Here is a 25,774-nt window from a genome sequence, read left to right as displayed (position 1 = left end):
TCATGACCACCGCCGCACCGCCACCCGAGAAGAGCGAGACCCCCGTCATTCACCCGCGCGAGTGGTTCGCGCGGGTGATGGCCGGGGAGCTCCCGCACCCGCCGATCGCCCGGCTCGTCGGCATTCGCATGATCCGCGCCGAGGACGGCGTCGCCGTCGCCGAACTGCAGGCCGACCCCGAGCGCCACGGCAACCCCATGGGCACCATGCACGGCGGGATCCTCTGCGACCTCGCCGACCTCGCCATGGGCACCGCTGTCGGCTCGATCCTCGAGCGCGGCGCATCGTTCACCACCCTCGAGCTCAAGGCCAACTATTTTAAACCGGTGTGGAACGCCCTCCTCACCGCCAACGCGCGGATCGTCAAGCGCACCCGCACGATCTGCTACATCGAGTGCGACGTCGTCGACGACAAACAGAGCCTGGTCGCCCGCCTCGCCAGCACCTGCATGATCCTGCGCGGCGACATGGCCGCAGGCCGATAAGTATCGTTCGTAAGGACAATGACCCGAAAGAGCCTCCGGGTGCTCGTTATGTCCATGGAGGACGAGCGTGCGTGACGCTCAGCGGCGGCGCATCACCGCGAACAGCTCCTGGCGGTGGCGGATCAGCGTCGAGCCTTGTGCCACCTCGAGCTGCTCGATGGCGAAGCGCCGCGCGAAGCGCCGCTCGACCTCGGCGCGGTCGGTCGTGAACGGCGGGCCGCCCGGGCGGCCGTGGGCGTAGAACAGCCCGACCAGCGTCCCTCTGGGCTGCAGCGCGTCGGCCACCGCCGTCACGTAGTCGTCGCGGCGGGCCGGGTCGATCGCGCAGAAGCAGGTGTGCTCGACCACCAGGTCGAACGCGGGCGGCTGACCGATGCGCGTGAACAGGTCCTGCACCGCGAACGTGATCGGCAGGCCGGGCGGCGTCATCGCCTGGGCCTGCGCGATCGCCGTCGGCGCCAGGTCGATCGCCGTCACCGTCGCCTCGAGCGCGGCGAGGAGGCGCGCCTCGTGGCCGCGGCCGCACCCGGGCACCAGCGCGTGCATGCCCTTCGGGACATGCTCCGAGAACCATGTCACGAGCGGCGGCGCGGCCCGTCCGAGCTCCCAGCCGCCGGTGTCGGCGGCGAACATCGGGTCCCAGAACCTGGCCTCACCGGGCCCGGCGCCGGGCACGTCGGGCGCGCGCGCGATCAGCTCGCCGCGGATCGTCCGGGCCACCGGGGCGACGACGTCGACGAACGCCTCGAACTCCGAGCCTGGCAGCTTCAGCCCGGGCCGCCTGGCGTCGGCCAGCGACAGCGTCGCGTGGCGCGCGAACGCGTCGACCGCGACCGCGCGCACGGGGCTGCCGGCGTGGCGCTCGAACGCCGCCCACATCGGCCCGGCGACCGCGTCGACGCGCGCGTAGGCCGGGCCCTCGAGGTCGCGCCCTTGCTCGCCGCGCGCGCCGACGACGACGGCGCGCACGTGTTGATCGGGCCGGTGGAGCTTGAACGATCGGAGGTCCACGCGCCGCGAACTTTGGCGCGTCCGCGACGCCGCCGCAAGCGCTATCCTGCCCGCCATGGACGGCGCGATCCGGGAGCTCCACGACATCCTCGCCCGCCTGTGGCGCGACTACGCCGGGCATAACCCGCAGGTCGCCCGGATCCACGCGCTCCTGGCCGATGCCGGCGAGGTCGTCGTCCACGACCACCTCGCCCTGCGCACCTGGGGCGATCCGCGCTGCGGCATCGACGTGCTCGCGCGCCCGTTCGTGCGCGCCGGCTACCGCCCCGCCGGCGCCTACCGCTTCGCCGAGAAGCGCCTCGTCGCCCGTCACTTCGCCCACGACGACCCCGGCCTCCCGCTCGTGTTCATCAGCGAGCTGGTCCTGGCCGAGTGCTCGCCCGCGCTGCGGGCCGCGGTCGCCGGTCTCATCGCACAGGTCCCCGAGGACATGTTCGATGCGCCAGACCTGTGCGCGCGCGGCCGGCCGTGGCAGCTCACCAGGGCCGCCGCCGAGGCGCTGCGGCGCGAGAGCGAGTACGCCGGCTGGCTGGCCGCGTTCGGCTGGCGGGCCAACCACTTCACCGTCTCGGTCGACGCGCTCGCGCGGCTCGGCGACCTCGCGCGCCTGAACGACTTCCTCAAGGGCCACGGCCTGCGCCTGAACGACGCCGGCGGCGAGATCAAGGGCTCGCCGGCGCAGGGCCTCGAGCAGTCGTCGACCCTCGCCGACCTCGTCGACGTCGCCTTCAGCGACGGCGTCGCCGCGGTGCCGGGCTGTTACTACGAGTTCGCGCGCCGCTGGCCCGGCCCCGACGGTCGGCCGTTCCGCGGCTTCATCGAGGGCTCGGCCGACAAGATCTTCGAGAGCACCGACCAGCGGGGGTCCCGATCATGACCGCCGCACCGCCGCCCGAGCTCGTGCTCTTCGCCCTCCATCACGTGCGCATCGACGAGGCCGGCGAGCTCGTCGCGGAGGGCTGGCGCGATGAAGTCTGACGACCTGTCCGCGCGCCTGCGGCCGTTCGAGACCGCCGGCGACCGCCGCGTCCCGCCGGGCTTCCACATGGTCGCGCGGCTCGACGGCCGCGGCTTCAGCAGGCTGACGAAGGAGCGCATGCCCGGGCTCGAGCGGCCGTTCGACGTCCGCGTGCGCGACATGATGATCGACACCTGCCGCCACCTCATGCAGTGCGGCTTCTCGGTCGTCTACGGCTACACGCAGAGCGACGAGATCTCGCTGCTGTTCCACCCGCGCGAGCGCGCGTTCGGCCGCCTGCTGCGCAAGTACCACTCGATCCTCGCCGGAGAGGCGAGCGCCAAGTTCAGCCTGCTGCTCGGCGAGCCGGTGTGCTTCGACTGCCGCGTCGCCGAGCTGCCCGATGTCGATCGCGTCGTCGAGTACTTCCGCTGGCGAGCCGACGACGCCGCCCGCAACTGCCTCGGCGCCCACTGCTACTGGGCGCTGCGCGCCGCCGGTCGCAGCGAGGGCGAAGCGACCGCCGCGCTCGCCGGCCTCGGCCCCGAGGGCCGCCACGAACTCCTGTTCCGCAGCGGCACCAACTTCGCCGATCTGCCGCTCTGGCAGCGCCGCGGCGTCGGCCTCGTGTGGGTGCACATCGGCGACGAGCGCCCGCGGATCTCCCCGGACCTCGCGCTGCCGATGCGCGGCGACTACGACGCCTACGTGCGCGCCAGGCTGGCAGAGTCGACGCGCGAGGCGCCCGGCGACACGACTCACGAGCCCATTGTGCAGCCGCAGCGATGAGCCATCGCACGCCCGCCGGGCTTATGCGTCCGCGGCGAGCAGTGCCACCCTTTGTTCGACATGGAGCGACTCGCCTCGGACCTGCTGTTCAACCCCACCGAAGAGCACCGCATGCTGCGGCAGATGGTCGCCGACTTCGCTGTCCGCGAAGTCGAGCCGCAGGCCGCCGCGCACGACGCCAGGGGCGAGCTCAACGTCCCGCTGTTCCGCCGCCTCGGCGACCTCGGCCTGCTCGGCATCACCATCCCCGAGGCCGACGGCGGCGCCGGCATGGACGCGGTCGCGGCCGTCATCGTCCACCACGAGCTCGCCAAGTACGACCCCGGCTTCACGCTGGCGTACCTCGCCCACGCGATGCTGTTCGTCAACAACTTCTACCACTGCTCGAACGCCGAGCAGCGCCGCCGCTACCTGCCGCGCGTGTTGTCGGGCGAGTGGCTCGCCGGCATGGGCATGACCGAGCCGGGCGCCGGCACCGACGTGCTCGGCATGACCACCACCGGCGTGCGCGACGGCGACGGCTGGGTCCTGAACGGCACCAAGACGTACATCACCAACGGCTGCGAGGGCCACTGCTTCCTCGTCTACGCCAAGGTCGAGGGCCGGATCACCGCCTTCGTCGTCGATCGCGACTGCCCCGGCTTCCGCACCAGCAATCACATCGACAAGCTCGGCATGCGCGCCTCGACGATGTCGGAGCTGATCTTCGAGGACTGCAAGGTGCCCGGCGCCAACGTGCTCGGCGAGGTCGGCAGCGGCCTCACCCACATGATGCGCAACCTCGAGATCGAGCGCACCACCCTGGCCGCGATGAGCGTCGGCATCGCCGACCGCTGCGTCGACATCATGGTCCGCTACGCCGAGGAGCGCCACGCGTTCCGCCAGAGCATCAACCGCTTCGGGCAGATCCAGCGCTACGTCGCCGACGGCTACGCGATGACCGAGGCCGCCAAGTGCCTCGTGTACAACGTCGCCCGCGACATCGGCCCCGAGGTCCGCAACCGCGTCGGCTCCGACGCCGCCAAGCTGTTCGCCGCCCCGGTCGGCAAGCAGGTCGCCGACTACGCCATGCAGGTCATGGGCGGCGCCGGCTACTGCAAGGAGTTCCCCGTCGAACGCCTGTGGCGCGACGCCAAGCTGCTCGAGATCGGCGGCGGCACCCTCGAGGCCCACCAGAAGAACCTGACGAAGGACCTCACCGCCCTGATCGCCAAGGGCTGACGCGGCGCGTCGGTCCTGCCGCGCCGCGCGGATCTCCTGCCTTCGAGGACATGCCCCCGGGAGCACGTCCTCCCGTCCATTCAAGGCATGTCTCTTCGAACATGCCCGCCGGGTCACGTCAGTACGCGCGCCCCGTCCTCGGTCACGCACACGGTGTGCTCGAACTGCGCGCTCCACTTGCGGTCGGCGGTGACGACCGTCCAGCCGTCGCCGAGGACCTCGATCTCGGCTGTCCCGAGGGTCAGCATCGGCTCGATCGTGAACACCATCCCCGGGCGCAGCCGCAGCCCCGTGCCGGCGCGGCCGACGTGGGCGATGTGCGGCGGCTCGTGCATGTGGCGGCCGATCCCGTGGCCGCCGAAGTCGCTGACCACCCCGTACCCGGCCCGCCGCGCCACCTCGACGATCGCGGCACCGATGTCCCCGAGCCGCGCCCCCGGCCGCACCGCCGCGATCCCGGCGTCGCGCGCCGCCCGCGTGGTCGTCACCAGCTGCCGCGCCGTTTCCGACACCGCGCCGATGCAGAACGTCGCCGACGTGTCGCCGTGGAACCCGTCGAGCTCGGTCGTCACGTCGACGTTGACGATGTCGCCGTCCTGCAGCACCACGTCGGCCCGCGGGACCCCGTGGCATACAACCTCGTTGCGGCTCGTGCACACGCTCGCCGGGAACGGCCCCGGCCCCGCGCCGCGGTACCCGAGCTGACTCGGACGTCCCCCGCGCCGCGCCGTGTCCTCGCGGACCCAACCGTCGATCTCCGCCGTCGTCACCCCCGCACGCAGCCGCCCCCCCACATACGCCAGGGTCGCCGCCGCAGCCGCCCCCGCGCGCTCGATCGCCGCGATCTCGCGCGGCCCGTAGATCGTCACCGACATGCCCGCCAGGGTGCGCCGGGATGACGGCCGCGGTCCAATACCATTTGGGTATCGCGTCCGGCGAACACCTACGACGCCACGCGCACCCCGCAGCCCGGGCAGTACGCCGGATTGGCGACGAGCGGGGCCTTGCAGCCGCCGCAGCGGCGCTCGAGCCCGCGGACGTGGGCCACGCCGCAGGCGGAGCAGAACCTGGCGCGAACGGCCGAGGGCGCGCGACACTTGGCGCATTCGACGAACGGCGCGGCGGTGCGCCCCGCGTGCATCGACTTGCGATTGGCGACCACCAGCAATCGCACGGACGCCGCACCGCACACCACGAATACCACGATGGCGAGGCCGAAGTCGTCGGTGAACAGGCCGAAGTCGTAGAGGCCGTGGGCTGCGAGCGCGCCGAGCAGACCGAGGAACGCGTAGCCGCGAGACGGCTCGCCGCGCAGCTTGGCCCGCCGGTCGGCGCCGAGGCCGTAGCCCCACAGCGCCGAGAAGAACACGTGCCCGAGGGTCGCCGTCAGCGCGCGCACCCCCAACACCTCGGAGCCGTGTCCCACCATGTAGAGGACGTTCTCGAGCGACGCGAACCCGAGCGCCACCGCCCCGGAGTAGACCATGCCGCGCAGCGGCTCGTCGAAGTACGGTGAATCATAAAGGCTGAGGCGTACGACCAGGAACTTGCCCAGCTCCTCGATCAGCCCGGCGAGCACGAACGCGACGAACGCCGCCTCGCTCGCGCTCATCCCCGGGCGGATCGACACCTCGCCGCCGACGACCTGGCCGACGAACCCGATCGGCAGCGCCACCACGGCCCCGAGCAGGAATGTCCGCAGGACCAGCGCGACGGGGTCGGGGCGCTGGCGATTGCTCCGGACCACCATCCCCAACCAGAAGAAGCCCGGGGCGAACCCGAGCAGGACGAAAGTCAGCGGGTGCACGGCGCCAGTCTCCTCATTCCGGCCGCACGCGGACCACCCGGGTGTCGCACAGATAGTCGTGCCAGGCCCGCTTGGCCGGCGTCAGGGCGACCCACAGATAGCCGAGCCCGAGCGGCAGGAGCGACAGGACCTCGGCCAGCGAGCGCCCGAGCGCGAGCCCGTACGGCACCTTGCCGCCGTCGCCGTGACGGACGACCCGCAGCCCGAGCAGCAGCTTGCCGACCGTGCCGCCCCAGGTGCCCACCATGATCATCGCATAGATGGACGTGACCGCGCCCGTCAACAAGTTCGCGGGTAGGTCGCGCTTGAGCGCCTCCTTGAGCGGCAGTCGCTCGTAGTCGACATCGGGCAGGCCGAGCCGCTGGGCCACGAAATAGACGACCGCCGCCAGCAACACTCCGTCGATCACGAACGCCGCGGTTCGGTGCCAGAAACCTGCCGGACCGCCGAACAGCGGCACGCTGGCGTGGGCCGGCAACGCCACCCCGCAATCGGCACAGTAGACCGCGGCCGCCGCATTGAATCGATGACAGCCGGGACATATCTTCCGGCCGACCGCATTCCCCGGCGAAGCCGGAGCCGCTGCCCCCGCCCCGCTCAATTCGGCCCCGCAACGATTGCAGAACTTCGCTATCTCCGGATTCAACCCGCTACACTTCGGGCACGGGACACGCCCGCCCACCGGTCGTTCACTCATCGCGCGAGGATAGCGCGCGTTCCGACGCCCTCGCAACGCCCGAGAGAGGTCTCTCCGCGGAGGGGGGCGCCGCCCCCACTTGCGAGACGCGCGGGCTCGCCCATGATCGGTTATCGTCGTGTCATGGCCGTACGACGAACTTTCCCCAATGAACACGAGCTCTGCAACTGGAACTCGGTGAGTCTCACCACCCATCGCGTGCTTCAGGGTGACAGCGACATCTCCGGTTCGCGCTCGATCCTCCTACACACCGTCAATGGAACGAGCGTATCGAAGTCCGCCCATGCGATCTTCATCGTCGCGGCGGCGGTCGTCGGCGTCGGCGGGCTCGCCTCACGGCACGTCGAGGTCGGCTCGCTCCTCGCCGGCGCCCTCGTCCTCGCCTATTTCATGACCCGCGAGGTCGTGTTCACCGTGTACGGCGACGGTCGCAAGATCTCCCGCACCGTCAAGGGCGGGGCCGCCGACGTCCGCCAGGCGCTCGAGTTCGCCGATCGTATCGATCGGCTCGCCTGCCTCGTCACGCGCTCTCCCGAGGTCGAACCGCGGGTGCGAGGAGACGTCCCGCCGCCCTTATGATGCGAATCCGCGGGGACGATGTTCGCGGCGAAGGACAGGCAATGCTCGGACCTCCGGTTCACTGTTTCGCATCACGTCCACACGGGCCCCCACCGCCGCAGGCCGCGCTGGTCCTCACGCCCGCTCGCCCGGGCCTCGCTTTCGGGCCACACTCCCACGGGTGATGGACGAGCGCACGCATCGACTCCCCGACGGGCCGAAGAGCAAGTTCTGGCAGACTCTCCGCTACCTCCGCGACCCGGTCGGGTCGATCGTCGACCTCGGTCGGCGTCACGGCGACCTGTTCACCATTCCGAGCCTCACCGGCCCGATCGTGGTCGCCGCCGCGCCCGAGGCCATCCGGACCATCTTCGCCGCCGAGCCCGACACCTTCGCCCCGCTCGCCGCCGACGCCATGGCCCCGGTGCTCGGGCGCGGCTCGATCCTCATCCAGCACGGGGCAGCGCACCGGCGCGCGCGCAAGCTGATGCAGCCGCCCTTCCACGGCGCGCGCATGCGGGCCTACGGCGCCACCATGCGCGACAGCTCGCACGCCCACCTGGCTGGGCGGCCGCTCGGCCGCACGTTCCCGGTCGAAGATGTCTTTCGGGACATCTCGCTGGAGGTCATCATCCGCACGATCTTCGGCGTCGCCACGGGCGAGCGGATCGCCGCCTGCCGCCGCGGCGTGCGCGAATCGATCGCCGCGTTCGGCCCGCTGCTCGCCACCTTCACCTCGCTGCAGCGCGAGTTCGGCGGCTGGGGCCCGTGGGCCAGGTTCCGCCGCCTGCTGACCGGCGTGCACGACCTCCTCCGCCAGGAGATCGCCGCCCGCGACCCTGCGCGTCCGGGCGACGACATCCTGAGCCTGCTGGTCGCCGCGCGCGACGAGTCCGGGGCGGCGATGGACGAGCAGGAGATCGTCGAGCAGCTGTTCACGATGGTGATCGCGGGCCATGAGACCACCGCGACCGCGCTGACCTGGGCGGTCGACGAGCTGCTGCGCCAGCCCGAGCTGCTCGGGCAGCTGCGCGAGGAGCTGAGGCCGATCGGCGTCGACCCCGATCGCCTCGCCGGGTCGCCGCTGCTCGACGCCGTGTGCGCGGAGACCCTGCGCCTGCATCCGTTGATCCCGCTGGTCACGCGCAAGCTGCTGCGGCCGTTCGAGGTCGGCGGACACGTGCTGCCGGAGGGCGTCGGCCTCGGGGCCTGCCTGCTGCTCGCGCACCTCCGCGAGGAGCGCTACCCGCAGGCCACCGCGTTCCGCCCGCAGCGGTTCCTCGCCGGCAAGCAGCCGTCGCCGTACGAGTACCTGCCGTTCGGCGGCGGCGCGCGGCGCTGCCTCGGCGCCGCCTTCGCCCTGCACGAGATGAAGATCGTGTTGGCGACCGTGATCCTCGAGTTCGAGCTCGAGCTCACCGCCGCGCCCGCGCGGACGTCCGTGCGCGCCGCCACGATCGGCCCCAGGGGCGGCGTCCCGGTGGTCCGCCGCCGCTGACCGCGGGCTTGCCTCGCGCCGCCGCCCCCGCGTAGCCTGGGGGCGTGAGCCTGACCCAGATCAGCTACTTCGTCGCCGTCGCCGAGGAGCAGCACGTCGGTCGCGCGGCGCAGCGGCTGCACGTGTCCCAGCCCCCCGTGACCCGCCAGATCCGCCAGCTCGAGGACGAGCTCGGCACCCGCCTGTTCGACCGCACGCCCCGCGGCGTCCGCCTCCTCCCCGCCGGCGAGCGCTTCCTCGCCCACGCGCGGGCCATCCTCGCCGAGGTCGACGCCGCCCGCCGCGCCGTCTCGGGACATGTTCTCAACGGCATGCCCGATAAGACATGCCCTGAAAGGCATGCCTCAAGAAGCAGGCGAGCTGCAGCGTCTTGACGAGCGCGCGCTCGCGGCATCACCACGGCCGCGTTCGTCGTGACCGCGAAAACGAAAGCGCGCCGCTGCCCTGGGGCAGCGGCGCGTCGCGTTCTCCTCTCGACCCGCGCTCACGCCTGCCGGCGCGCGGGCGCGGCCCTCATTCGCCGCGCGGTCCGCCGCGGCGCCTGTCGCCGTGCTTGTCGCCGTGCTTGCCGCCGTGGTGGGCCTGCTTGAACGCCACCAGCTCGTCGCGGGTCAGCTTGCCGTCCCTGTCGCCGTCGGCCTCGGCGAACTTCTCGGCCAGGAAGCGGTGCTCGGCGACCTCGTCGGCCGACAGGGCGCCGTCGCTGTTGACGTCGAACTTCGCCAGCATCATCGCCGCGCGCTCGGCCGGGTCCTTGCGGTGGCCCTCGCCGTGGTGGCCCTCGCCGTGCTTGCCGCGGCCCTTGAGCGCCTTCAGCTCCTCGCGGGTCAGCTTGCCGTCCTTGTCGCCGTCGGCCTCGTCGAACTTGTCGGCCAGCTTGCCCCCCGCGACCTCGTCGCGGGCCAGCGCGCCGTCGCCGTTGGCGTCGAACTTGGCCAGCAGCTTGGCCGCGCGCTCCTCGGGGTCCTTGTGCCAGCCGCCGCGGTCGCCGTGGTGGCCCCGCATCGCCTTGAACTCCGCGCGCGTCAGCTTGCCGTCGCCGTCGGCGTCGAGCTCGGCGAACTTCGCCTCGAACCGGTGCCCCTTGGCCTCCTCGCGGGAGATCGCGCCGTCGCCATCGGCGTCGAACTTGGCCATGAAGCCGCCCCGCTTGTGCTCACCCTCGACCTCCACGCCGTCCTGCTCGGGCTCGGCGGTCTCCTCCTTGTCGCAGGCGACGAACAGGAGGGAAAGGGACAGGAAGGCGGCCTTGGTCATGCGTGTCATGGTGTCTCTCCTCGTACCGGGGGCGGCCATCGCCGCGAGGGTCAAGACCCCGGCTCGCCCTTTGATATTCGTCGCTCCCGGGCCCGGCGCACGCCGGATTACCGTCGCTTTACAGTCCCCCCGCGCGGCGGACGCGAGCGCAGCCCCGGGCCCTCCTGCGGCCCACCTGGGCGCGCTTGTCCGCTTTCGCGCGCGGCGTCCGGTTACGCGTCGCCGACATGTCTCGGGCCGGCGGGGCGCGAAGCGGAGGAGTCTGCGGGAGTGCAACCTCGAGCTCCGCGGCTGGAACACCCGCAAGGTGACCCGCGTGTCGGGCGAGCGGCAACCCGACCCCGGCCGAGCCGCCGTTCCGAGCGGCCGCAAATCGGATGTCCCGAAAGACAGGTGACGCCCTCGCCGTGCGCCCGCGTCTGGCGCCGCCGAGCTTCCGGCGTACACTCGGCCCGCCATGACGACGACCATGCGAGCCCACGTGTTGACGCGCTACGGCGGCCCGGAGGCGACCGAGCTGCGCGAGGTGCCGGTGCCGGCGCCCGGGCCGGGCGAGCTGCGGATCCGCGTGCACGCGGCGGGCCTCAACCCGGTGGACTACAAGATCCGCGAGGGCCAGCTGAAGGTCATTCGCCGTTACCCGCTGCCGATCGTGCTGGGCAACGAGCTCGCCGGCGTGGTCGATGCGTGCGGTCCGGGGGTGGCCCGCTTCGCGCCCGGCGATCGCGTGTTCGCGCGGGTCGACAAGGACGCCATGGGGGCATTCGCCGACTACGCGTGCGTGGCCGAGGCGCTCGTCGCAACGATGCCCGCGCGGCTCGACTTCGCCGGCGCCGCCGCGGTGCCCCTGGCCGGGCTGACGGCGCTCCAGGGTCTACGCGACGAGCTGCACGCGGCCCCTGGCCAGCGGCTCTTCATCCCCGGCGGCGCCGGCGGCGTCGGCACGTTCGCGCTGCAGCTCGCCAAGCAGTTCGGCGCCACGGTCGCGACCACGGCCTCGCCGCGCGGCGAGGCGCTGGTCCGCCGCCTCGGCGCCGACGTGGTCGTCGATTACACCGCCCAGCGCTTCGAGGAGGTGCTGTCGAACTACGACGGCGTGTTCGACCTGGTCGGCGGCGACACGCTGGCGCGCGCGTTCGCGGTGGTCAAGCCGGGCGGCATGGTGCTGTCGATCGCCGGCCTCCCCGAGCCTCTGACCGCGCGCAAGGACCTCGGGCGCGGCCCAGGGCTGGCGGCGCTGTTCTGGGTGGCGAGCCTCGGCCTGCGCCTGCGAGCGCGCCGCCGGAGCGCCCGCTACCGCTATTTGTTCATGCACCCGAGCGGCGCCGACCTGGCCGACCTGGCGCGCCGCATCGACGACGGCGCGCTCGAGGTGGTGCTCGACCGCGTGGTCCCGTTCGCGCAGATCGGCGCGGCCTTCGCCCACCTCGAGTCCGGCCGCGCCAAGGGCAAGATCGTCGTGCGCATGGTCGACTGACCGGCCCCGCTGCATCGGCCCGCCGTTGCGGGTCCGACGAATCACATCAGGCCCGCCGCGCCTCGACGAACGCCGCGAGCTTGCCCAGCGAATCGCGCCAGCCGGCCTCGTTGTCCGCGGGCGACACCCCCGGCGGCAATCCGTCGTGGACGGCGACGACGTCGGTGCCGCCGTCGGCGTCGACCAGCGTGGTCGTGATTGTCATCTCTCCGCGCAACGCCGGGTCCGTCGCCTCGAACTCGACGACCTCGACGACCTGCTCATCGGCCACGAGCTTGACGAAGCGGCCGTGGTACGTGTCGGTGTGCGCCGTCGTCTTGCCCGCGCCCGTCGGTGCGTCGTACGTGAGCGAGACCCGGAACGCGCCGCCTTCGCGGGGCTCGAACACGTGCACGTGGCTGCTCATGCCGGTGGGCACCCGCCAGGCGGCGATCGCCCGGGCATCGAGGAGCGCGCGGTACACCTCCGCGCGCGTCGCGTTCACGTGATGGCGGATCCGGGTCGAGCTCATGCCGGACCGTAGCACGGGCCGGCGCAAGATCGCGCGGACACCTGCAGGAGCGCGCCTCGCAGGGCCCGGGAGCCCTCGCGCAGGCCCCGCCCATCGGATCGCCACGACTCGCTATCCACACACATGTCCCGAGAGACATGTCATCGTACTCGCCCGCCCCGGGCGTGGATCTGCGCGCGGTTGCCGGGCGGTGGGCGCGCCGCTATCGTCCGCCGGTGTCTCGCAACGCACACCAACCGGGTCGCGCTCCCTCGGCCGAACTGCTGCGCCTGGCCGAGCAGGGCGCGCGCAACATCCAGGCCGCCGATCGCACCCAGATAGCCAGGGCCGACAGGCACATGCGCGTCGCTCTCGGCGCTCACTACGGCAGTCTGCGCCAGCGACTGTTCTTCGTCCCGCTCGTCGTCGGCGCCGGCTTCGTCGCGGCCACCGCCGCCGGTTTTCTGCCGGTCGATTGGCTCGGCGCAGGCATGGCCCCCATGATGTTCGGTGTGTTCGGGGCGGCGTTCATCGAGCCGGTCGCCGGTGATGGACGGATCGCCGGCGAGCGCGAATGGCTGGCCACGCGCCCCTTCCCGGTCACCGGCTACTTCGAGGCGCTGCAGCACCCCCCGACCTCCGGCGCGCTGCTGCTCACGCGCGTCCGCTTCGCCGGCGAGGTGCCCCCCCCCGACCTCGTCCAGGGCGTGCTCGGGGTCATCGACGCCAACCCGGTCGTGCGCCCGGAGGGAGGCCAAATCTACCTGCTGCAGAGCGGCCTCATCTCCGGCGCCACGGGCATCCGCATCAACAAGCGGCCGGTGTACCGCAACCACCGGATCGTGCCGTACGTCCACGGCCTGGTCGACAACGTGCTCGCGCCGCTGCACGCCACCTATCCCATCGACCAGGTCGAGCTCACCCGCGCCGCCTGAGCCGCTCGTGCGACGCGATGAAGCGGCGCCTCGAGCCCTCGCCGCCAGCGAATCATGGCAGGGCCGAAACGTCGCGACAGGCACCGGCGGACGAAAGCGAGGAGACGTGCAGCTGCGGCGCGAGGTCGCCGGGTGGAAGATCGCCCGCACGCACAGTCGACCTTCACCCGACGAGTCTCTCCATTTTTATAATAAACCAAGACAGCAATTGACCAGACACAACGGAGGCGGTCACAGCTCGTCGCCGAGCTGGCCGCCCCCCCTGGCGATCACAGGTTGTTGTAGTTCTTGTAGTCGAGCTTGCGCTCGATCTCTTCCCGGCGCTCGCCCGAGCGCTCCTGAATGATCCCGCACAGCTTGTCGGCCGAGCCCTCGGCCTTCAGGAAGTCGTCGTCGGTGAGGTTGCCCCACAGTTGCTTGGCCTTGCCCTTGAGCTGCTCCCACTTGCCTTGAACTTGATCGCGGTTCATCTCGGATTCTCCTGGTCGACAGTCTGATCGCGCTTGCCGAACTCGCCCCCATGACTAGGCCGCAGAAGTGCTCCAGGCGCCGACGTACGGGCCGCAGGAGGCCTGCTTTTCGGGCGGCGTCCGCCCGCGGTCGTCGTCGGCGCTCATGCCGCGCCCCACCAGCCCGCAGGGTCGCCGTGCCAGATCGGGCACCAGCGGCCGGATTGCGCAGGCGAACCGCCTTTTTGCGCATTGCGTTCGTCGCGGTCGAGAGCACCGCCCGGTGGATGCGGACGCGCACATGCTCTGCACCTCGCCACATTCAAGGCAACGCCCGCCGAGCTCGGCGGCGGTCGGCCCTGTTCCCCTCGTAGCAACGACATGTCCCGAGAGACATCCCATTCGCCCGGTCCTCCGCGCCCCGCGGGTCGGTGGGAATGAGACGTTTCGCGCACGGGCGAGCCATCGGCGGACTGCGTGCCGGCTCGCCAGCCCCACGTTTATTAAACACAGGTCTTGAGGACCCGAGCCTGTCGGTCGTCGACGGTGCGCGCGTGTGAACCTGGGGCCGACGAGCCTCGCCTCCTCGCGCCAGCGCTCGCGGTACCATCACCGGATGTCGCCCTCGAGATCGCGCATCCACCTCGGCCTGCTCGTCGTCGTCGCGTGCGGTGATTCGGGCTCGCAGAGTACGGACAGCGGCGCCGGCAGCTCCGGCGGCGAGCCACCCGCCACCCAGCCCACCACCGAGACCGAGGGCGACGGCCCCACCAGCGGCGGCCCCGACAACATCACCCACGGCCCCACCGGCACGACCACCGGCGCCGTCACCGACGGCCCCACCAGCGCCACCGAGGCCACCACCGACACCGCGGGCGACACCGACACCGGTGGGGAGCCGGCGCCCGCGAGCGGTTGCGAGGGGCGGCTCGAGCCCGTCGCGCACGCCGGGCAGATCGTGGTCGTGGGCGACGGCACGGCAGCCTCCTGCAGCGAGCAGGCCGTACACGACGCCGTCGCCGCGCTCAACGCTGCAGGCGGCGGCACCCTCACCTTCGCCTGCGGCGGTGCGCACACCATCACCCTCACCCAGTCGGCGCGGTTCACCGCCAGCGCGATCGTCGACGGCGACGGCGAGATCACCCTCAGCGGTGGTGGGGCCGTGCGGGTCATCGAGCTCGATCATCACCTCGAATTCGTCGTCCAGCGGATCACCATCCGCGACGGCCACGTCGCCGCGGGCAGCGAGAACGAGAGCGGCGCCGGCCTCTTGAGCCCGTGGTTCGGCACCCTCAAGATCATCGACGCCACCTTCGAGAACAACCACAGCGCCAGCGAGGCCGCCGACGTCGGCGGCGGGGCGATCTACGCCGGCGGCCTCACCGAATGTGTGCTGTCCGGCGCGCGCTTCATCGGCAACAGCGGCTCGATCGGCGGCGGCGTCCTGAGTCGCAGCACCAACCTGCGGGTCGTCGACACCGTCTTCGCCGACAACACCGCCACCACCTACGCCGACGGCGGCCAGTACGGCAACGGCGGCGGCCTCTACATCGATCGCATGTGGCTCGACGCGCCCGTCGACTTCGTCCTGTGCGGCGGCGTGTTCACCGGCAACCACGCCAGGCAGCACGGCAGCGCCTTCTTCTCCTACAACCTCGAGGGCACCGGCGCCGTGTTCGACCGCAGCGTCTTCGCCGACAACGACATGGACGGCAGCCCCGGCGGCGGCAGCGGCTCCGTCTATCACCAGGGCGTCCCGCTGCGCCTGCTCGACTCGACCCTCGCCGGCAACTCGACCGGCGGCCACGCCGGCGGCCTGTTCCTCGGCGGGGGCACCGACGCCGAGATCGTCAACTGCACCTTCGTCGGCAACAGCACCCCCGGCAACGCCGGCGCGCTGTGGGCCGGCGACGGCGTCGTCGACGTCACCAACACCACCTTCTCCGGCAACAGCGCCGACTACGGCCCCGTCATCTTCAAGGGCGAGGCCGGCGTCGTCACCCTCAAGAACACGATCTTCGCCGACAACACCACCGCCAACGAGTTCAGCGCCCTCGCCTGCCACGCCACCTTCGCCGACGCCGGCGGCAACATTCAATGGCCGGACCACAGGAACAACGGCAGCCCCGACACCCCGTGCGCCGACGGCATCGTGTTCGCCGACCCGATGCTCGCGCCGCTGGCCGACAACGGCGGCGCCGCCCCGACCATGGCGATCGCCGCCGGCAGCCCTGCCGTCGACGTGGCCGAGGAGTGCCCGCCGTACGACCAGCGCGGCCTGCCGCGCGCCGGCGCCTGCGACGCCGGGGCTTACGAATACCAGCCGTGACGCACCACGCAGATAACCCTCCGAACATGTCCTGACGGTCATCCGCATTCATCGCGCGCCGCGATCCGGCTCCGCGAACACCAGCCCGCGCTCGCGCGCCAGCTGCTCGGACAGCGCCCACGTGCGCCGCGCCAGCGCGGCGTCGAGGGCCAGCGGCGTCGGCTCGAAGCGGCGCGGGTCGAAGAAGATCGCCCCGTCGGCGCGCTCGACGTCCCGGGCTATGAGCAGGCCGATCACGTTGCCCGCCGAGCGCTCCGGCGACGTCCCGAACAGGCGATACAGCCCGCGGACGTACCACGGCCAGCCGCGCGCCGTCTCGGTGCGGGTCATGCCGACGCAGACAACGCTCGTCGTGACCGGCAGCTCGCGCCAGCGCTGCGCCGCCTCTTGCACGTGCAGGTAGCCCAGCACCTGCGACGACATCAGCGCCGGCAGCAGCGACCAGCGGCGGCGGCGAAACTGCAGGTCGTCGAGGTCGGGCAGGAGACCCGCCGGCGCCTTCGCCCCGACGTGGACGATGCGACCGTCGCCCGACGCCGCCAGCGCCGCGAGCAGCCCGCGGTTGAGCGCGTAGCGGGCCAGGTACTGCAGCCCGAACGCACGCTCGAAGCCGTCGGCCGTGTCGACCCGCTGCAGCGACGCCGTCATCGCCGTGTGCACCAGCCCGTGCAGCCGCGGCCGCCAGGCCGCGATCGCCTCGATCGCCCGCGCCACCCCGGCGATCGTCGTCAGGTCGGCCGCGCAGAACGCCGCCTCGCCGGCCCCCGCCGCGCGCACCGACGTCACCGCCCGCGCCCCGCGCTCGCCGTCGCGTCCCACCAGCAGCACCGCTGCTCCGCGGCGCCCGACCTCCGTCGCCGCCGCCAGCCCGATCCCCGCCGTACCGCCAGAGAATACGAAGTTGAGGCCGCGGAGCGGCCGCTCGTCGTGCATCGTCTCCATCGCCCTATAAAAATATAAGCAAACACTTGCATCGTCAGCTTGCGTTCGCGAAGCTTCCCCCGCATGCCCTCAAAGCGCCGCATCGAGCCCCGTCGCCGCCCGCTGCAGGCCCGCTCGCAGGCCACGGTCGAGGCGGTGCTGCAAGCGACGGCTTACATTCTCGTACGCGACGGCTACGCGCGCCTGACGACCAACCGGATCGCCGAGCGCGCGGGCGTCAACATCGCCTCGCTCTACCAGTTCTTCCCGAACAAGGAGGCGATCGTCGTCGAGCTCGAGCGGCGTCACGGCGAGCGGACCGACGCGGCGATGATGGCCGCGCTGGCGCGCCCTCGCGGCCCTGACCTCGAGTCGACCCTGCGCGCGCTCGTCGGCGCCTACATGGCCGCGCAGACCATCGATCCGGCCCTGCAGCGCGTGTTCGCCGAGGAGGTCCCGCGCCTCCGCGGCCGCCGCAGCGCCAGCGCGGGCGAGCGGTGCGCCGTCGAGGTCACCGCCTTCCTCGCCGCCTCGGGCGTCACCTCGCCGCGGCTCGAGCTGGCCGGCTGGATGCTGGCCACCGTCTGCAGGTCGGTCGTCTACCACGGCGTGCTCGAGCGCTCGACCGATGCCTGCTCCGGCGCGCTGGTCGACGAGATGGTCGCCATGCTGTCCCGCTGGCTGCGCGCAGCACCCTCCGCCTCTGCCGCCTGACGCCGCGATTCATCGGAGCGGCATCACGAAGGCTCGATCGTACACGGCGACCCCTCGACGGAGAACAGGGTGCCGGCGTGCGCCTCCAGCCAGGTCCACAAATTCTTGCCTCCGAGCGTGATTTGGGAGTCGCGGAGCTCCGCCTCCTCGATCTCGCCGTCCGCGTTCGCATCGCTGGCCGCGAACGGATCGAAGACGAGCTCTTCGTCGCCGAACAACCTGTCACCGCGCACGCTGATCGTGACCCGCGGCTCCTCGTCGGCGAAGCTGGCCTGCGAGATACAGCCCACGTATGAGTTTCCGGCGGTCAGGCCCCACGAGAAGAATTTGGTCTCTTCACCGCGCTGCGCCGTGCCCTCCACGTAGATCGAGTACAGGCCGGTGCGCATCCGTTCGACGTCCGACTCGTCGACGTTACCGGCGACCGGGCCGGCGGCCGACGCGATCGTGAACCCAATGCCCCGGATCAGCGCGTGAGGGTGCTCGCTCGTCCGGTGGGCACGGCCGAGGACAAAGCCATCATCTGCCCCCACCAGGTCGACGATTCGATACCGCTGCGAAGCTTCGTCGAGCGACGATTCCTCGACCACGACATCGCCGATCGAGACCTGCAGCCGGGAGAAGGTGACGACCCAGCCATCCTTGACCGTACTCGGGTGGATCCCGTCGTCGACGAACGACGCGTCCGCCAGCAATACGTCGATGTCGCGCTCCACCGCGTCCTCGCCGGCGGCGCAGGCGCTCAAGAGCAAGAGAGAGACGTGTAGAGGGAGCATCGCCCAGGAGTCGGACATCGGGCCAGCAACCATGGCGGTGGACGCCTTATTCCCCGCGTTCAAGCCCCATGCGTCGCCGCTCGAGCGCCTGCTGCAGCCGCGACCGGTGGCTGTTGGCCGGCACGCTTGACGTCGCTGTACGGTCGTGCGACGGACTCGTCGTCACGCTGGCGGCCGCGGAGATCCTGCGCACGACGTCGCTTTGCTCGAACCAGCAATGATGATTGCTCGTCGGCAACTAGCGGAGCCTCGTGCTTCCTGATCATCGCGTTGCGCCGGCGATGGCCGGCTGATCAGGACCGTCGATGGACACGGTTCCCGGGCGACTTCACGAACGGGATCACGCCGGACGACGTCGCGCTCCTCGCCGGCGCCGCCCGTGGGCCGGCCATGCGATCGGAGAAACGCACTCTCGACCTTGAACGACACCACCGCCGCCCCGCCTCAGTGCCTCACCGAGATCGCCCTGGCGCCCGGACCCGCCCGCCGCTCCGGACCGCGACAGCGCCCTCGCGTGGCCGGGCCGCGCCCATGACCGCGCGGGTCGGCCGGCGAAGAACAGCACGCCAGGCGCGCTGACGTCCTCGCCCGCGTCGAGCATCACCGGCGACTTCGCGCACGATCGTCCGCCGCCCGAGTTCCCCCGCCGCCAGGCCGCGCGATATCCTCGGGTCCGATGTCCCGCGCGCGCTCGTTCGTGTTCACCCTCGCAGCTCTCGCCGCCTGCAACGGCTCCCCGGGCGCACCCTCGACCGAGGGCGACGCGAGCACCACCACGGCCGGCACCGACACGCCCGCCACCGCCACGAACGACGCCAGCACCGATCCCGCCCCGACGACCACCGTCGACGACCCGACCACCACCGTGCCGACCGGCACCACCGGCGACCCGTCCGGCCTCACCTACTACCGCGACATCAAGGCGATCCTCGACGGCAAGTGTGCCACCTGCCATCGCCCTGGCGACATCGCGCCGTTCTCGCTGACGAACTACGACGAGGCCAGCATGTTCGCGCCGATCTTCGCCCCGTCCGTGGAGGATCGGACCATGCCCCCGTGGCCGCCGGGCGCCGATTGCAACGACTTCGCCTCCGACCGGGCGCTGACCGAGGACGAGCGCGCGCGCGTGCTCGAGTGGGTGGCAGCCGGCGCGCCCGAGGGCGACCCGGACGACGCTCCACCGGCGCCGGACGACGACGCCCCGTCGATCGCCTACGACGTGCAGATCGGGCTCTCCGAGCCGTTCACGCCGACGCAGCTGCCTGACGATTACCGCTGCTTCCTGCTAGACTGGCCCAAAGACCAGCCGACCTACGCCACCGCCTTCACCATCGAGCCGGGCGCGCGCGAGGTCGTGCATCACGTGATCGCCTTCATCATCCCGCCGGACGAGCTCGCGGACTTCGAGGCGCTCGACGCCGCCGACCCCGGGCCCGGCTACCCGTGCTACGGCGGCCCCGGCGGCGAGGCCAGCCCGCGCGCCCAGTGGCTCGGCGCATGGGTCCCGGGCGCCAGCTCCGGCGCGCTGCCGGAGGGCACCGGCATCCTCGTCAAGCCGGGCTCGAAGATCGCCATGCAGATGCACTACCACCCCAACGGCGCGCCCGTGGCCGACCAGTCGACGATCATGGTCCGCACGGCCGAGAGCGTGGCGCGCCCGGCCTATTTGCTGCCGTTCGCCCACCCCGGCTGGATGGTCGACGCCCCGGCGATGACGATCCCCGCCGGCGAGGCCGACGTCATGCACTCGTTCACCATCGACCTCGGCTCGGTCATCTCCTACCTGTACAAGGACGAGGCCGTCGGCGTCGGCGAGCCGCTGCTCGCCCACATGGCCGGCGTGCACATGCACACCCGCGGCGCCCGGGCCAGCCTCGTCGTCGAGAGCGGCGGCGCCCCCGAGGCCTGCCTCATCGACGTGCCGCGCTGGGACTTCAACTGGCAGGGCATCTACGAGTTCGCCGAGCCGATCACCATCGAGCCCAGCGACGTCGTCCGCCTCGAGTGCCACTTCGACAACTCCTCCGGCGACGCCTCGCTCAAGTGGGGCGAGGGCACCGAGGACGAGATGTGCCTCGGCATGATCTACGTCAGCACCCCATGATCTGGCTATCGGGACATGCTCTTTTCAGCATGTCCCTTGCAACATCTCGCGCGTCAGCGCACGACCGCCCCCGTGCCGGGGCGGCCGGCGGCGGGCTATACTGCGAGCGACACATGGCGAGCGAAGACACCAAGTCGGCGCGCACCCGCGAGCGGATCCTCGACGCGGCGGCGCACGTGCTCAGCCGCAAGGGGTACGCCGGCACGCGCCTGGCCGACGTGGCCGAGGCCGCCGAGGTCCAGGCGCCGGCCATCTACTACTACTTCGAGTCGCGCGACGCGCTGATCGAGGAGGTCATGTGGGTCGGGGCCAACCGCGTGCGCATGCACGTCGAGGCGGTGCTGGCCGCGCTGCCGCCCGACACCAGCCCGTTCGCCAAGATCCTCGAGGCGGTCGCGGCGCACCTCCGCTACGAGCTGCACATCAGCGACTACACCACCGCGTCGATCCGCAACGCCAACCAGGTGCCCGAGCAGCTGCGAACCCGTCCGGCCGCCGAGGAGGCCACCTACAGCCGGCTCTGGCGCGACCTGTTCGCCCAGGCGCAGGCGGCCGGCCAACTGCGGCCCGGCCTCGACATCAACGTCTCGCGCCTCCTCCTGCTCGGCTCGATGAACTGGGCCGCCGAGTGGTGGAACCCGCGCATGCGCTCCCTCGCCGACCTCGTCAAGGCCACCCAGGACTTCGTCCGCTACGGCATGGGCAACCCCGAGCACTTTTAAAACTTTTTAAAAACAAACCATGGCAAGCCCCCACGGTCGCATCGTCGTCAAGGCAGGACCCTTCGTAAACATGGAGGCCGAGCTGCTCGCGCCGGAGGGCGCAGGTTGGCGCGCGCGGGTCGCCATGTTGGGCCGTCCCTTCGAGGTCGTGGTGTCGAACGTCGACCTCGGCCTGGAGCCGCCGCCGCCGCCCTCCGTCCGTATCCGCGCGATCGAACCACCGCGGGACTACGAGCAGCTGTTCACCTCGCCCGACGCGGTGTTCGATCCACCCGGTGCTGTCGAGGTCCGGCCCGGACCCGCGCTGCTCCTGACGAGCGGACGGCTCCTCGGCTTCGACCCGACCAACGCGGCGTTCCTCGACGAGGACTACGCGGCTTACGAGCGGACCGTCGCACCCGGCCTGTACCCGTCCTGGGTCTGCCTCGACGTGGGCTCCGGGCGCGTGTGCGCGGTGAGGCTTCGCTTCGCCGATCGGCCGGTCGCGCGGTGGAGCGTCGCCGGCGTCCCCGCGGCGGATCATCTGCGCATCGCGTCGCGCTTCAACACTCCGCCCGAGGCGCCGTTTGCTTACGAGTGCCGCGGCTTTGCAGCGCTTTGCGACGCGGACGCGATGACGTCGATCCGCGAGCACGAGGACACGCTCCCACAATCCGTGCTCGACGCCACGGCGGCCGCGCCCGACCAGGCGCTACGGCTCGGTGACGCGGACCCAGCTCCGGAGCTGCTCGTGCTCGCGGCGCACGACGGCAGCCCCTGCCGCTCCTGGTGGGGCGAGGACGGCGACGGCAACCTCGTCGCGCTGGTGGCCGACCTGTACAACCGCGGATACCACCGCGCACGAGCGCGTACGGTTCGCCCCTGATACCGATCCGCCGGGTGGCGGATGCCCGCGCGGGACCTCCTCCGCCGCGGCATGGGCGGCCCCGAGCAGCTCCGATCCGCCCCTCGCTCGAACATGTCCCCGAAGACATGAACTATCGGTGAAGACGCGGTGGGGTCCGCGAGCCACCCCGCGACCGCATGAGCCTCGCCGTCCCGCGCGCGTCGAATCGTGCGAAGCTCCGGCCCATGACGCGCAAGAACTTCTTCTCCTTGCTTACGACGGGCCTCGGCGCGCTCGTGCTGATCGGCGGCGCGCTCGTGCCGACGCAGGCGCGCGCCTGCGATCCCGTATTCGACGAGTGTCTGGCCGACCTCGAGCTGATGACGGAGGGCCCGCTGCCGCTCGACGGCGCCCTCGTGTGGCGCCCGGTGTTCACCGACCCCGAGGCGGGCAGCTTCAGCCAGTTCGCCGTCGAGTCGGGGGCCACGGTGGTGGTGACGCCGATGGGCGGCGGCGCCGAGGTGCAGGGCGCCGTGACCGGGATTCAGAGCGTACAGGCGATCGTCTGGCGACCGACCGGTGAGCTCCCGGCGGACACCACCCTCGAGGTCGAGGTGACGTTCGACAACAGCAAGCTGTTCTGCTTCGGGGACTTTGAACCGACGCTGACCCGCAAGTTCACGGTCTCGACCGGCTCGGAGACCGCGCCGCCGGTGGTCGCGCCGGAGCTGACGGGCGAGACCAGCGTGGCGCTCATCGGTCACTCCCGGGCCGAAACCCTGATCTGCTGCGACGGCGCCTTCCCGACCTGGACGATGGTCGACGACTGCGGGCTCGCCTTCGACTGGTCGGAGGGGACCTGCGCCTCGCTCGTGGGCACCGGCTGGCTCGACGTCGCGCTCACGCTCGACGCCGACGCCGTCGCGGCCGCCAATCACCAGGTCGGCTACGTCTTCGAGTCGAACGCCGGCACCTACGCGTTCGTCGCCGGGTCGACGACGATCGCCGTGCGCCTGGACCAGCCGCTGTGCGGCAAGGTGCGGGCGACCCGGCTGGCGACCGGCGAGGAGACGCTCGGACCCGAGGTGTGCTTCGGCGAGGACCTTCAGGCCATGCTGGGCGAGCAGGTGATGGATCCGCTGCCGACGCTGGCCGCCTGCGCCGGGCAGCCGTACACCTGCGAGAGCATCAGCGACGGCGACGAAACCTGGGACCCGAACGCCTGCACGCCGTGGCCGGAGGACTCGACGCCGACGACGAGCGCCGGCTCCTCGGGCGAGAGCGACTCGTCCGGCAGCGACGGCACGTCGAGCAGCGACGGCGGCGCGAGCGACTCCGGGACCGCCGGCATGGACACGGACAAGGCCGGCTGCGCGTGCGCGTCCGGGCCGGCCGGCGACGGGTGGGGCCTCGCAGCGCTGCTGCTGCCGTGGCTCGGGCGCCGGCGCTCGCGTCGGTGAAGAGTGCAGCCTGCTCGGCCATCGAGCAGGACTCGACGGACATGTCCCAAAGCCAGCCCCACCGGACGGCGGGGACGCCGTCACTCGTAGCGCTCGCCCCGCTCGGCCTTCGCCACCAGCGAGGCGGGCGGCTCGAAGTGCGGCCCGTACGCGGCCGCAAGCTCGCGCGCCCGGGCGACGAAGCCGCGCAGCCCGCCCTTGTACTGATTGATGTACTGCAGCACCCCGCCGGTCCACGCCGGGAAGCCGATGCCGTAGATCGAGCCGATGTTCGCGTCCGCGGTCGACGTCAGCACCCCGTCGTCGACGCAGCGGACGGTGTCGATCGCCTCGGCGAACAGCATCCGCTCCTGCATGTCGATGAACGGGATCTGCTTGCTGCCCGAGCGGAACGCCGCGCGCAGGCCCGGCCAGATGCCGACGCGCTTGCCCGATGCGTCGTACTCGTAGAAGCCGCCGCCGGTCGAGCGGCCCTTGCGGCCGAGCTCGTCGATCATGCGGTCGACGACCGCCTCGGCGCCGTGGGGGACCCACGTCTTGCCCTGCGCCTCCTCGGCCTTGCGCGTCTCCTGGCGGATCTTCTGCGTCAGCGTGATCGTCAGCTCGTCGAGCAGCTGCAGCGCGCCGGCCGGGTAGCCGGCCTGGAGCGCCGCCTGCTCGATCGTCGCCGGCTCGATGCCCTCGCCGACGGCCGCGACCGCCTCGTTGATGAACTTGCCGATCACGCGCGAGGTGAAGAACCCGCGCGCGTCGTTGACCACGATCGGCGTCTTGCGGATCTGCAGCACGAAGTCGAACACCTTGGCGAGCACCGCGTCGGACGTGTTCTTGCCGCGCACGATCTCGACCAGCTGCATCTTGTCGACCGGCGAGAAGAAGTGGATGCCGATGAAGCCCCCCGGCCGCTGCACGCCCTCGGCCAGCAGCGCGATCGGCAGCGTCGACGTGTTCGAGCCCAGCACCGCCGTGGGCTCGACGAAGCCCTCGATCTCCTTGAAGACCTTGTGCTTGAGCTCGACGCTCTCGAACACCGCCTCGATCACGAAGTCGACCCCGGCGAAGTCCTTCGGGTCGTCGGTCGGCGTGATCCGGGCCAGCAGCGCGTCCACCTTCTCTTGCGTGGTCTTGCCGCGCTCGAGCGCCTTCTGCTCGAGCTTGACCGCGTAGCCCTTGCCCTTCTGCGCGCCGGCCAGGGTCACGTCCTTCAGCACGACCTCGATGCCGACCTTGGCCGCGACGTAGGCAATCGCCGCGCCCATCATCCCGGCGCCGATCACCCCGACCTTCTTCGCCTGGTACTTGGGATAGCCGGCCGGTCGGCTGGCCCCGGCGTTGATCTTCTGCAGGTCGAAGAAGAACGCGCCGATCATGTTCTTCGCCACCTGGCCGGTGGTGAGGCTGACGAGGTAGCGCGTCTCGATCAGCGACGCCGTGTCGAAGTCGACCAGCGAGCCCTCGACCGCCGCCGCGAGGGCCGCCCGCGGCGCCGGCATCGGCGCGCCCTTGAGCTGCTTGCGCAGGTTGGCCGCCATCGCCGGGAGTACGCTCGAGATCGCCGGGCTGGCCGCGCTGCCGCCGGGGATCTCGAAGCCCTTCTTGTCCCACGGCTTGGCCGCGTTGGGATTGGCGGCGATCCACGCCTTCGCCCGCGGGATCAGCTGGTCGACCGACTCGACGATCTCGTCGACGACGCCGACCTCGAGCGCCTCGCGCGGCCCGAACTTGGTACCGGGCAGGATCACCTGCGTCAGCGCCTTCTGCAGCCCGAGCATGCGAACCAGGCGGGTGATGCCGCCGCCGCCGGGCAGGAGGCCCAGCGTGACCTCGGGCTGGCCGATCTGGCAGCCCGGAACGTCGGCGACGATCCGGTGGTGCGCCGCGAGGGCGACCTCGAGGCCGCCGCCGAGCGCGGTGCCGTTGATCGCCGCGACCACCGGGCGGCCGAGCTTCTCGAGCTTGCGCAGGTCGGACTTCACGCGCTCGATGTGGGCCGTCTGTTCGGCCGCCCGCGTCGTGTCGTACTGGCGCAGGCGATTGAGGTCACCGCCGGCGAAGAAGCTCTTCTTGGCGCTGGTGAGGATGACGCCCTTGATCGACTCGCGCTCGGCCTCGAGGCGGGCGACGCTGGCCGCCATCGACTCGGTGTAGGCGTCGTTCATCGTGTTGACGCTCGCCGCCGGGTCGTCGATCGTGAGGATCACGATCCCGTCGTCGTCGCGCGTCCAGCGGATCGCAGGAGACTTGTGGGTGTTCGACTCGCTCGTCATCTCGGTACCCTCTCGGAACGTGC

General features: G+C 71.4%; 25 protein-coding genes and 1 pseudogene. 15 read left to right on the top strand and 11 right to left on the bottom strand.

All coding sequences use genetic code 11. From position 1 onward, the window contains the following. The first annotated feature begins 2 nt into the window (after positions 1 to 2). Positions 3 to 485: a PaaI family thioesterase gene (locus K7C98_RS05340; protein WP_224190422.1), complete on the top strand. Its 483-nt coding sequence runs from the start codon at positions 3 to 5 to the stop codon at positions 483 to 485. Between the two features lie 78 nt (positions 486 to 563). Here K7C98_RS05340 and K7C98_RS05335 read toward each other — a convergent pair whose 3' ends face one another. Then, positions 564 to 1,496: a methyltransferase domain-containing protein gene (locus K7C98_RS05335; RefSeq protein WP_224190421.1), complete on the bottom strand. Its 933-nt coding sequence runs from the start codon at positions 1,494 to 1,496 to the stop codon at positions 564 to 566. 55 nt (positions 1,497 to 1,551) lie between these two features. Between K7C98_RS05335 and K7C98_RS05330 the strand changes: the two genes are divergently transcribed. The 3 genes from K7C98_RS05330 (at position 1,552) to K7C98_RS05320 (ending at position 4,464) form a co-directional block, all read left to right on the top strand. Further along, on the top strand, positions 1,552 to 2,373 hold the full coding sequence (locus K7C98_RS05330; RefSeq protein WP_224190420.1) for a DUF1338 domain-containing protein: 822 nt from the start codon (positions 1,552 to 1,554) through the stop codon (positions 2,371 to 2,373). Between the two features lie 90 nt (positions 2,374 to 2,463). Then, the gene (locus tag K7C98_RS05325; RefSeq protein ID WP_224190419.1) at positions 2,464 to 3,243 is read left to right on the top strand and encodes a tRNA(His) guanylyltransferase Thg1 family protein; all 780 of its coding nucleotides are present in this window, start codon (positions 2,464 to 2,466) and stop codon (positions 3,241 to 3,243) included. A 60-nt stretch (positions 3,244 to 3,303) separates the two neighbouring features. After that, positions 3,304 to 4,464 (top strand): acyl-CoA dehydrogenase family protein, encoded by a 1,161-nt coding sequence (locus K7C98_RS05320; protein ID WP_224190418.1) that lies wholly within the window; start codon positions 3,304 to 3,306, stop codon positions 4,462 to 4,464. 113 nt (positions 4,465 to 4,577) lie between these two features. Here K7C98_RS05320 and map read toward each other — a convergent pair whose 3' ends face one another. From map to K7C98_RS45435, 4 genes and pseudogenes are all read right to left on the bottom strand, one after another. Then, complete coding sequence (gene map / locus K7C98_RS05315) at positions 4,578 to 5,339, bottom strand: type I methionyl aminopeptidase (RefSeq protein WP_224190417.1); 762 nt, start codon at positions 5,337 to 5,339, stop codon at positions 4,578 to 4,580. Between the two features lie 68 nt (positions 5,340 to 5,407). Further along, a complete protein-coding gene (locus K7C98_RS05310) occupies positions 5,408 to 6,271 on the bottom strand; it encodes a PrsW family glutamic-type intramembrane protease (RefSeq protein ID WP_224190415.1) in 864 nt (287 codons plus the stop codon). A gap of 13 nt (positions 6,272 to 6,284) precedes the next feature. After that, positions 6,285 to 6,755, bottom strand: a complete 471-nt coding sequence (locus tag K7C98_RS05305) for an RDD family protein (RefSeq protein ID WP_224190604.1) — start codon at positions 6,753 to 6,755, stop codon at positions 6,285 to 6,287. Positions 6,756 to 6,767: 12 nt separating this feature from the next. After that, positions 6,768 to 6,968: pseudogene (locus K7C98_RS45435) on the bottom strand (double zinc ribbon domain-containing protein); the annotation flags it as partial. 123 nt (positions 6,969 to 7,091) lie between these two features. Here K7C98_RS45435 and K7C98_RS05295 point away from each other — a divergent pair. The 3 genes from K7C98_RS05295 (at position 7,092) to K7C98_RS05285 (ending at position 9,398) form a co-directional block, all read left to right on the top strand. Beyond that, positions 7,092 to 7,547 (top strand): hypothetical protein, encoded by a 456-nt coding sequence (locus K7C98_RS05295; RefSeq protein ID WP_224190414.1) that lies wholly within the window; start codon positions 7,092 to 7,094, stop codon positions 7,545 to 7,547. A 163-nt stretch (positions 7,548 to 7,710) separates the two neighbouring features. Beyond that, positions 7,711 to 9,024 (top strand): cytochrome P450, encoded by a 1,314-nt coding sequence (locus tag K7C98_RS05290; RefSeq protein WP_224190413.1) that lies wholly within the window; start codon positions 7,711 to 7,713, stop codon positions 9,022 to 9,024. Positions 9,025 to 9,068: 44 nt separating this feature from the next. Then, positions 9,069 to 9,398, top strand: coding sequence for a LysR family transcriptional regulator (locus tag K7C98_RS05285; RefSeq protein ID WP_224190412.1), 330 nt, complete (start codon positions 9,069 to 9,071; stop codon positions 9,396 to 9,398). Positions 9,399 to 9,537: 139 nt separating this feature from the next. Here K7C98_RS05285 and K7C98_RS05280 read toward each other — a convergent pair whose 3' ends face one another. Then, complete coding sequence (locus K7C98_RS05280; RefSeq protein WP_224190411.1) at positions 9,538 to 10,290, bottom strand: EF-hand domain-containing protein; 753 nt, start codon at positions 10,288 to 10,290, stop codon at positions 9,538 to 9,540. Between the two features lie 460 nt (positions 10,291 to 10,750). On the opposite strand from K7C98_RS05280, the gene K7C98_RS05275 reads away from it, so the two are divergent. Further along, a complete protein-coding gene (locus tag K7C98_RS05275) occupies positions 10,751 to 11,758 on the top strand; it encodes an NADP-dependent oxidoreductase (protein WP_346660266.1) in 1,008 nt (335 codons plus the stop codon). Positions 11,759 to 11,804: 46 nt separating this feature from the next. On the opposite strand, the gene K7C98_RS05270 is transcribed toward K7C98_RS05275, so the two are convergent. Continuing rightward, a complete protein-coding gene (locus tag K7C98_RS05270) occupies positions 11,805 to 12,269 on the bottom strand; it encodes an SRPBCC domain-containing protein (RefSeq protein ID WP_224190408.1) in 465 nt (154 codons plus the stop codon). Positions 12,270 to 12,484: 215 nt separating this feature from the next. On the opposite strand from K7C98_RS05270, the gene K7C98_RS05265 reads away from it, so the two are divergent. Then, positions 12,485 to 13,183, top strand: coding sequence for a hypothetical protein (locus tag K7C98_RS05265; RefSeq protein ID WP_224190407.1), 699 nt, complete (start codon positions 12,485 to 12,487; stop codon positions 13,181 to 13,183). Positions 13,184 to 13,452: 269 nt separating this feature from the next. On the opposite strand, the gene K7C98_RS05260 is transcribed toward K7C98_RS05265, so the two are convergent. Then, entirely contained in the window at positions 13,453 to 13,653 is a 201-nt protein-coding gene (locus tag K7C98_RS05260) for a CsbD family protein (protein WP_224190406.1), read from the bottom strand. 595 nt (positions 13,654 to 14,248) lie between these two features. Here K7C98_RS05260 and K7C98_RS05255 point away from each other — a divergent pair. Next, a complete protein-coding gene (locus tag K7C98_RS05255; protein WP_224190405.1) occupies positions 14,249 to 15,961 on the top strand; it encodes a choice-of-anchor Q domain-containing protein in 1,713 nt (570 codons plus the stop codon). Positions 15,962 to 16,009: 48 nt separating this feature from the next. Here the strand turns inward: K7C98_RS05255 and K7C98_RS05250 are convergent, their stop codons facing one another. Continuing rightward, entirely contained in the window at positions 16,010 to 16,903 is an 894-nt protein-coding gene (locus tag K7C98_RS05250) for an SDR family NAD(P)-dependent oxidoreductase (RefSeq protein ID WP_224190404.1), read from the bottom strand. 63 nt (positions 16,904 to 16,966) lie between these two features. On the opposite strand from K7C98_RS05250, the gene K7C98_RS05245 reads away from it, so the two are divergent. Beyond that, the gene (locus tag K7C98_RS05245) at positions 16,967 to 17,596 is read left to right on the top strand and encodes a TetR/AcrR family transcriptional regulator (RefSeq protein WP_224190403.1); all 630 of its coding nucleotides are present in this window, start codon (positions 16,967 to 16,969) and stop codon (positions 17,594 to 17,596) included. Positions 17,597 to 17,619: 23 nt separating this feature from the next. On the opposite strand, the gene K7C98_RS05240 is transcribed toward K7C98_RS05245, so the two are convergent. Continuing rightward, complete coding sequence (locus tag K7C98_RS05240) at positions 17,620 to 18,348, bottom strand: hypothetical protein (RefSeq protein ID WP_224190402.1); 729 nt, start codon at positions 18,346 to 18,348, stop codon at positions 17,620 to 17,622. A gap of 700 nt (positions 18,349 to 19,048) precedes the next feature. On the opposite strand from K7C98_RS05240, the gene K7C98_RS05235 reads away from it, so the two are divergent. The 4 genes from K7C98_RS05235 to K7C98_RS05220 all read left to right on the top strand — a co-directional run bounded on the left by K7C98_RS05235 (position 19,049) and on the right by K7C98_RS05220 (position 23,484). Beyond that, a complete protein-coding gene (locus K7C98_RS05235; RefSeq protein ID WP_224190401.1) occupies positions 19,049 to 20,476 on the top strand; it encodes a monooxygenase in 1,428 nt (475 codons plus the stop codon). Positions 20,477 to 20,589: 113 nt separating this feature from the next. Then, positions 20,590 to 21,198 carry a TetR/AcrR family transcriptional regulator gene (locus tag K7C98_RS05230; protein WP_224190400.1) on the top strand — a complete coding sequence of 203 codons (609 nt, stop codon included), beginning with the start codon at positions 20,590 to 20,592 and terminating at the stop codon, positions 21,196 to 21,198. Positions 21,199 to 21,217: 19 nt separating this feature from the next. Continuing rightward, the gene (locus K7C98_RS05225; RefSeq protein ID WP_224190399.1) at positions 21,218 to 22,063 is read left to right on the top strand and encodes a DUF4241 domain-containing protein; all 846 of its coding nucleotides are present in this window, start codon (positions 21,218 to 21,220) and stop codon (positions 22,061 to 22,063) included. Between the two features lie 206 nt (positions 22,064 to 22,269). Next, entirely contained in the window at positions 22,270 to 23,484 is a 1,215-nt protein-coding gene (locus tag K7C98_RS05220; protein WP_224190398.1) for an MYXO-CTERM sorting domain-containing protein, read from the top strand. An 80-nt stretch (positions 23,485 to 23,564) separates the two neighbouring features. Here K7C98_RS05220 and K7C98_RS05215 read toward each other — a convergent pair whose 3' ends face one another. Continuing rightward, positions 23,565 to 25,751: a 3-hydroxyacyl-CoA dehydrogenase NAD-binding domain-containing protein gene (locus K7C98_RS05215; protein WP_224190603.1), complete on the bottom strand. Its 2,187-nt coding sequence runs from the start codon at positions 25,749 to 25,751 to the stop codon at positions 23,565 to 23,567. Between the last annotated feature and the right edge of the window lie 23 nt (positions 25,752 to 25,774).

The sequence above is a fragment of the Nannocystis pusilla genome (assembly GCF_020073745.1).
GTDB lineage: Bacteria > Myxococcota_A > Polyangia > Nannocystales > Nannocystaceae > Nannocystis > Nannocystis radixulma.
Note: the sequence above shows the minus strand (reverse complement) of the source record. Positions and strands in the feature narration are given on the sequence as shown.

What these genes read in the sequence shown, in the direction of transcription:
- K7C98_RS05340 (WP_224190422.1), top strand. Translation starts at nt 3, where the DNA reads ATGACCACCGCCGCACCGCCACCCGAGAAGAGCGAGACCCCCGTCATT.
- K7C98_RS05295 (WP_224190414.1), top strand. Translation starts at nt 7,092, where the DNA reads ATGGCCGTACGACGAACTTTCCCCAATGAACACGAGCTCTGCAACTGG.
- K7C98_RS05245 (WP_224190403.1), top strand. Translation starts at nt 16,967, where the DNA reads ATGCCCTCAAAGCGCCGCATCGAGCCCCGTCGCCGCCCGCTGCAGGCC.
- K7C98_RS05230 (WP_224190400.1), top strand. Translation starts at nt 20,590, where the DNA reads ATGGCGAGCGAAGACACCAAGTCGGCGCGCACCCGCGAGCGGATCCTC.
- map (WP_224190417.1), bottom strand. Translation starts at nt 5,339, where the DNA reads ATGTCGGTGACGATCTACGGGCCGCGCGAGATCGCGGCGATCGAGCGC.
- K7C98_RS05225 (WP_224190399.1), top strand. Translation starts at nt 21,218, where the DNA reads ATGGCAAGCCCCCACGGTCGCATCGTCGTCAAGGCAGGACCCTTCGTA.
- K7C98_RS05250 (WP_224190404.1), bottom strand. Translation starts at nt 16,903, where the DNA reads ATGGAGACGATGCACGACGAGCGGCCGCTCCGCGGCCTCAACTTCGTA.
- K7C98_RS05325 (WP_224190419.1), top strand. Translation starts at nt 2,464, where the DNA reads ATGAAGTCTGACGACCTGTCCGCGCGCCTGCGGCCGTTCGAGACCGCC.
- K7C98_RS05280 (WP_224190411.1), bottom strand. Translation starts at nt 10,290, where the DNA reads ATGACACGCATGACCAAGGCCGCCTTCCTGTCCCTTTCCCTCCTGTTC.
- K7C98_RS05270 (WP_224190408.1), bottom strand. Translation starts at nt 12,269, where the DNA reads ATGAGCTCGACCCGGATCCGCCATCACGTGAACGCGACGCGCGCGGAG.
- K7C98_RS05260 (WP_224190406.1), bottom strand. Translation starts at nt 13,653, where the DNA reads ATGAACCGCGATCAAGTTCAAGGCAAGTGGGAGCAGCTCAAGGGCAAG.
- K7C98_RS05275 (WP_346660266.1), top strand. Translation starts at nt 10,751, where the DNA reads ATGCGAGCCCACGTGTTGACGCGCTACGGCGGCCCGGAGGCGACCGAG.
- K7C98_RS05255 (WP_224190405.1), top strand. Translation starts at nt 14,249, where the DNA reads ATGTCGCCCTCGAGATCGCGCATCCACCTCGGCCTGCTCGTCGTCGTC.
- K7C98_RS05290 (WP_224190413.1), top strand. Translation starts at nt 7,711, where the DNA reads ATGGACGAGCGCACGCATCGACTCCCCGACGGGCCGAAGAGCAAGTTC.
- K7C98_RS05215 (WP_224190603.1), bottom strand. Translation starts at nt 25,751, where the DNA reads ATGACGAGCGAGTCGAACACCCACAAGTCTCCTGCGATCCGCTGGACG.
- K7C98_RS05220 (WP_224190398.1), top strand. Translation starts at nt 22,270, where the DNA reads ATGACGCGCAAGAACTTCTTCTCCTTGCTTACGACGGGCCTCGGCGCG.
- K7C98_RS05235 (WP_224190401.1), top strand. Translation starts at nt 19,049, where the DNA reads ATGTCCCGCGCGCGCTCGTTCGTGTTCACCCTCGCAGCTCTCGCCGCC.
- K7C98_RS05320 (WP_224190418.1), top strand. Translation starts at nt 3,304, where the DNA reads ATGGAGCGACTCGCCTCGGACCTGCTGTTCAACCCCACCGAAGAGCAC.
- K7C98_RS05330 (WP_224190420.1), top strand. Translation starts at nt 1,552, where the DNA reads ATGGACGGCGCGATCCGGGAGCTCCACGACATCCTCGCCCGCCTGTGG.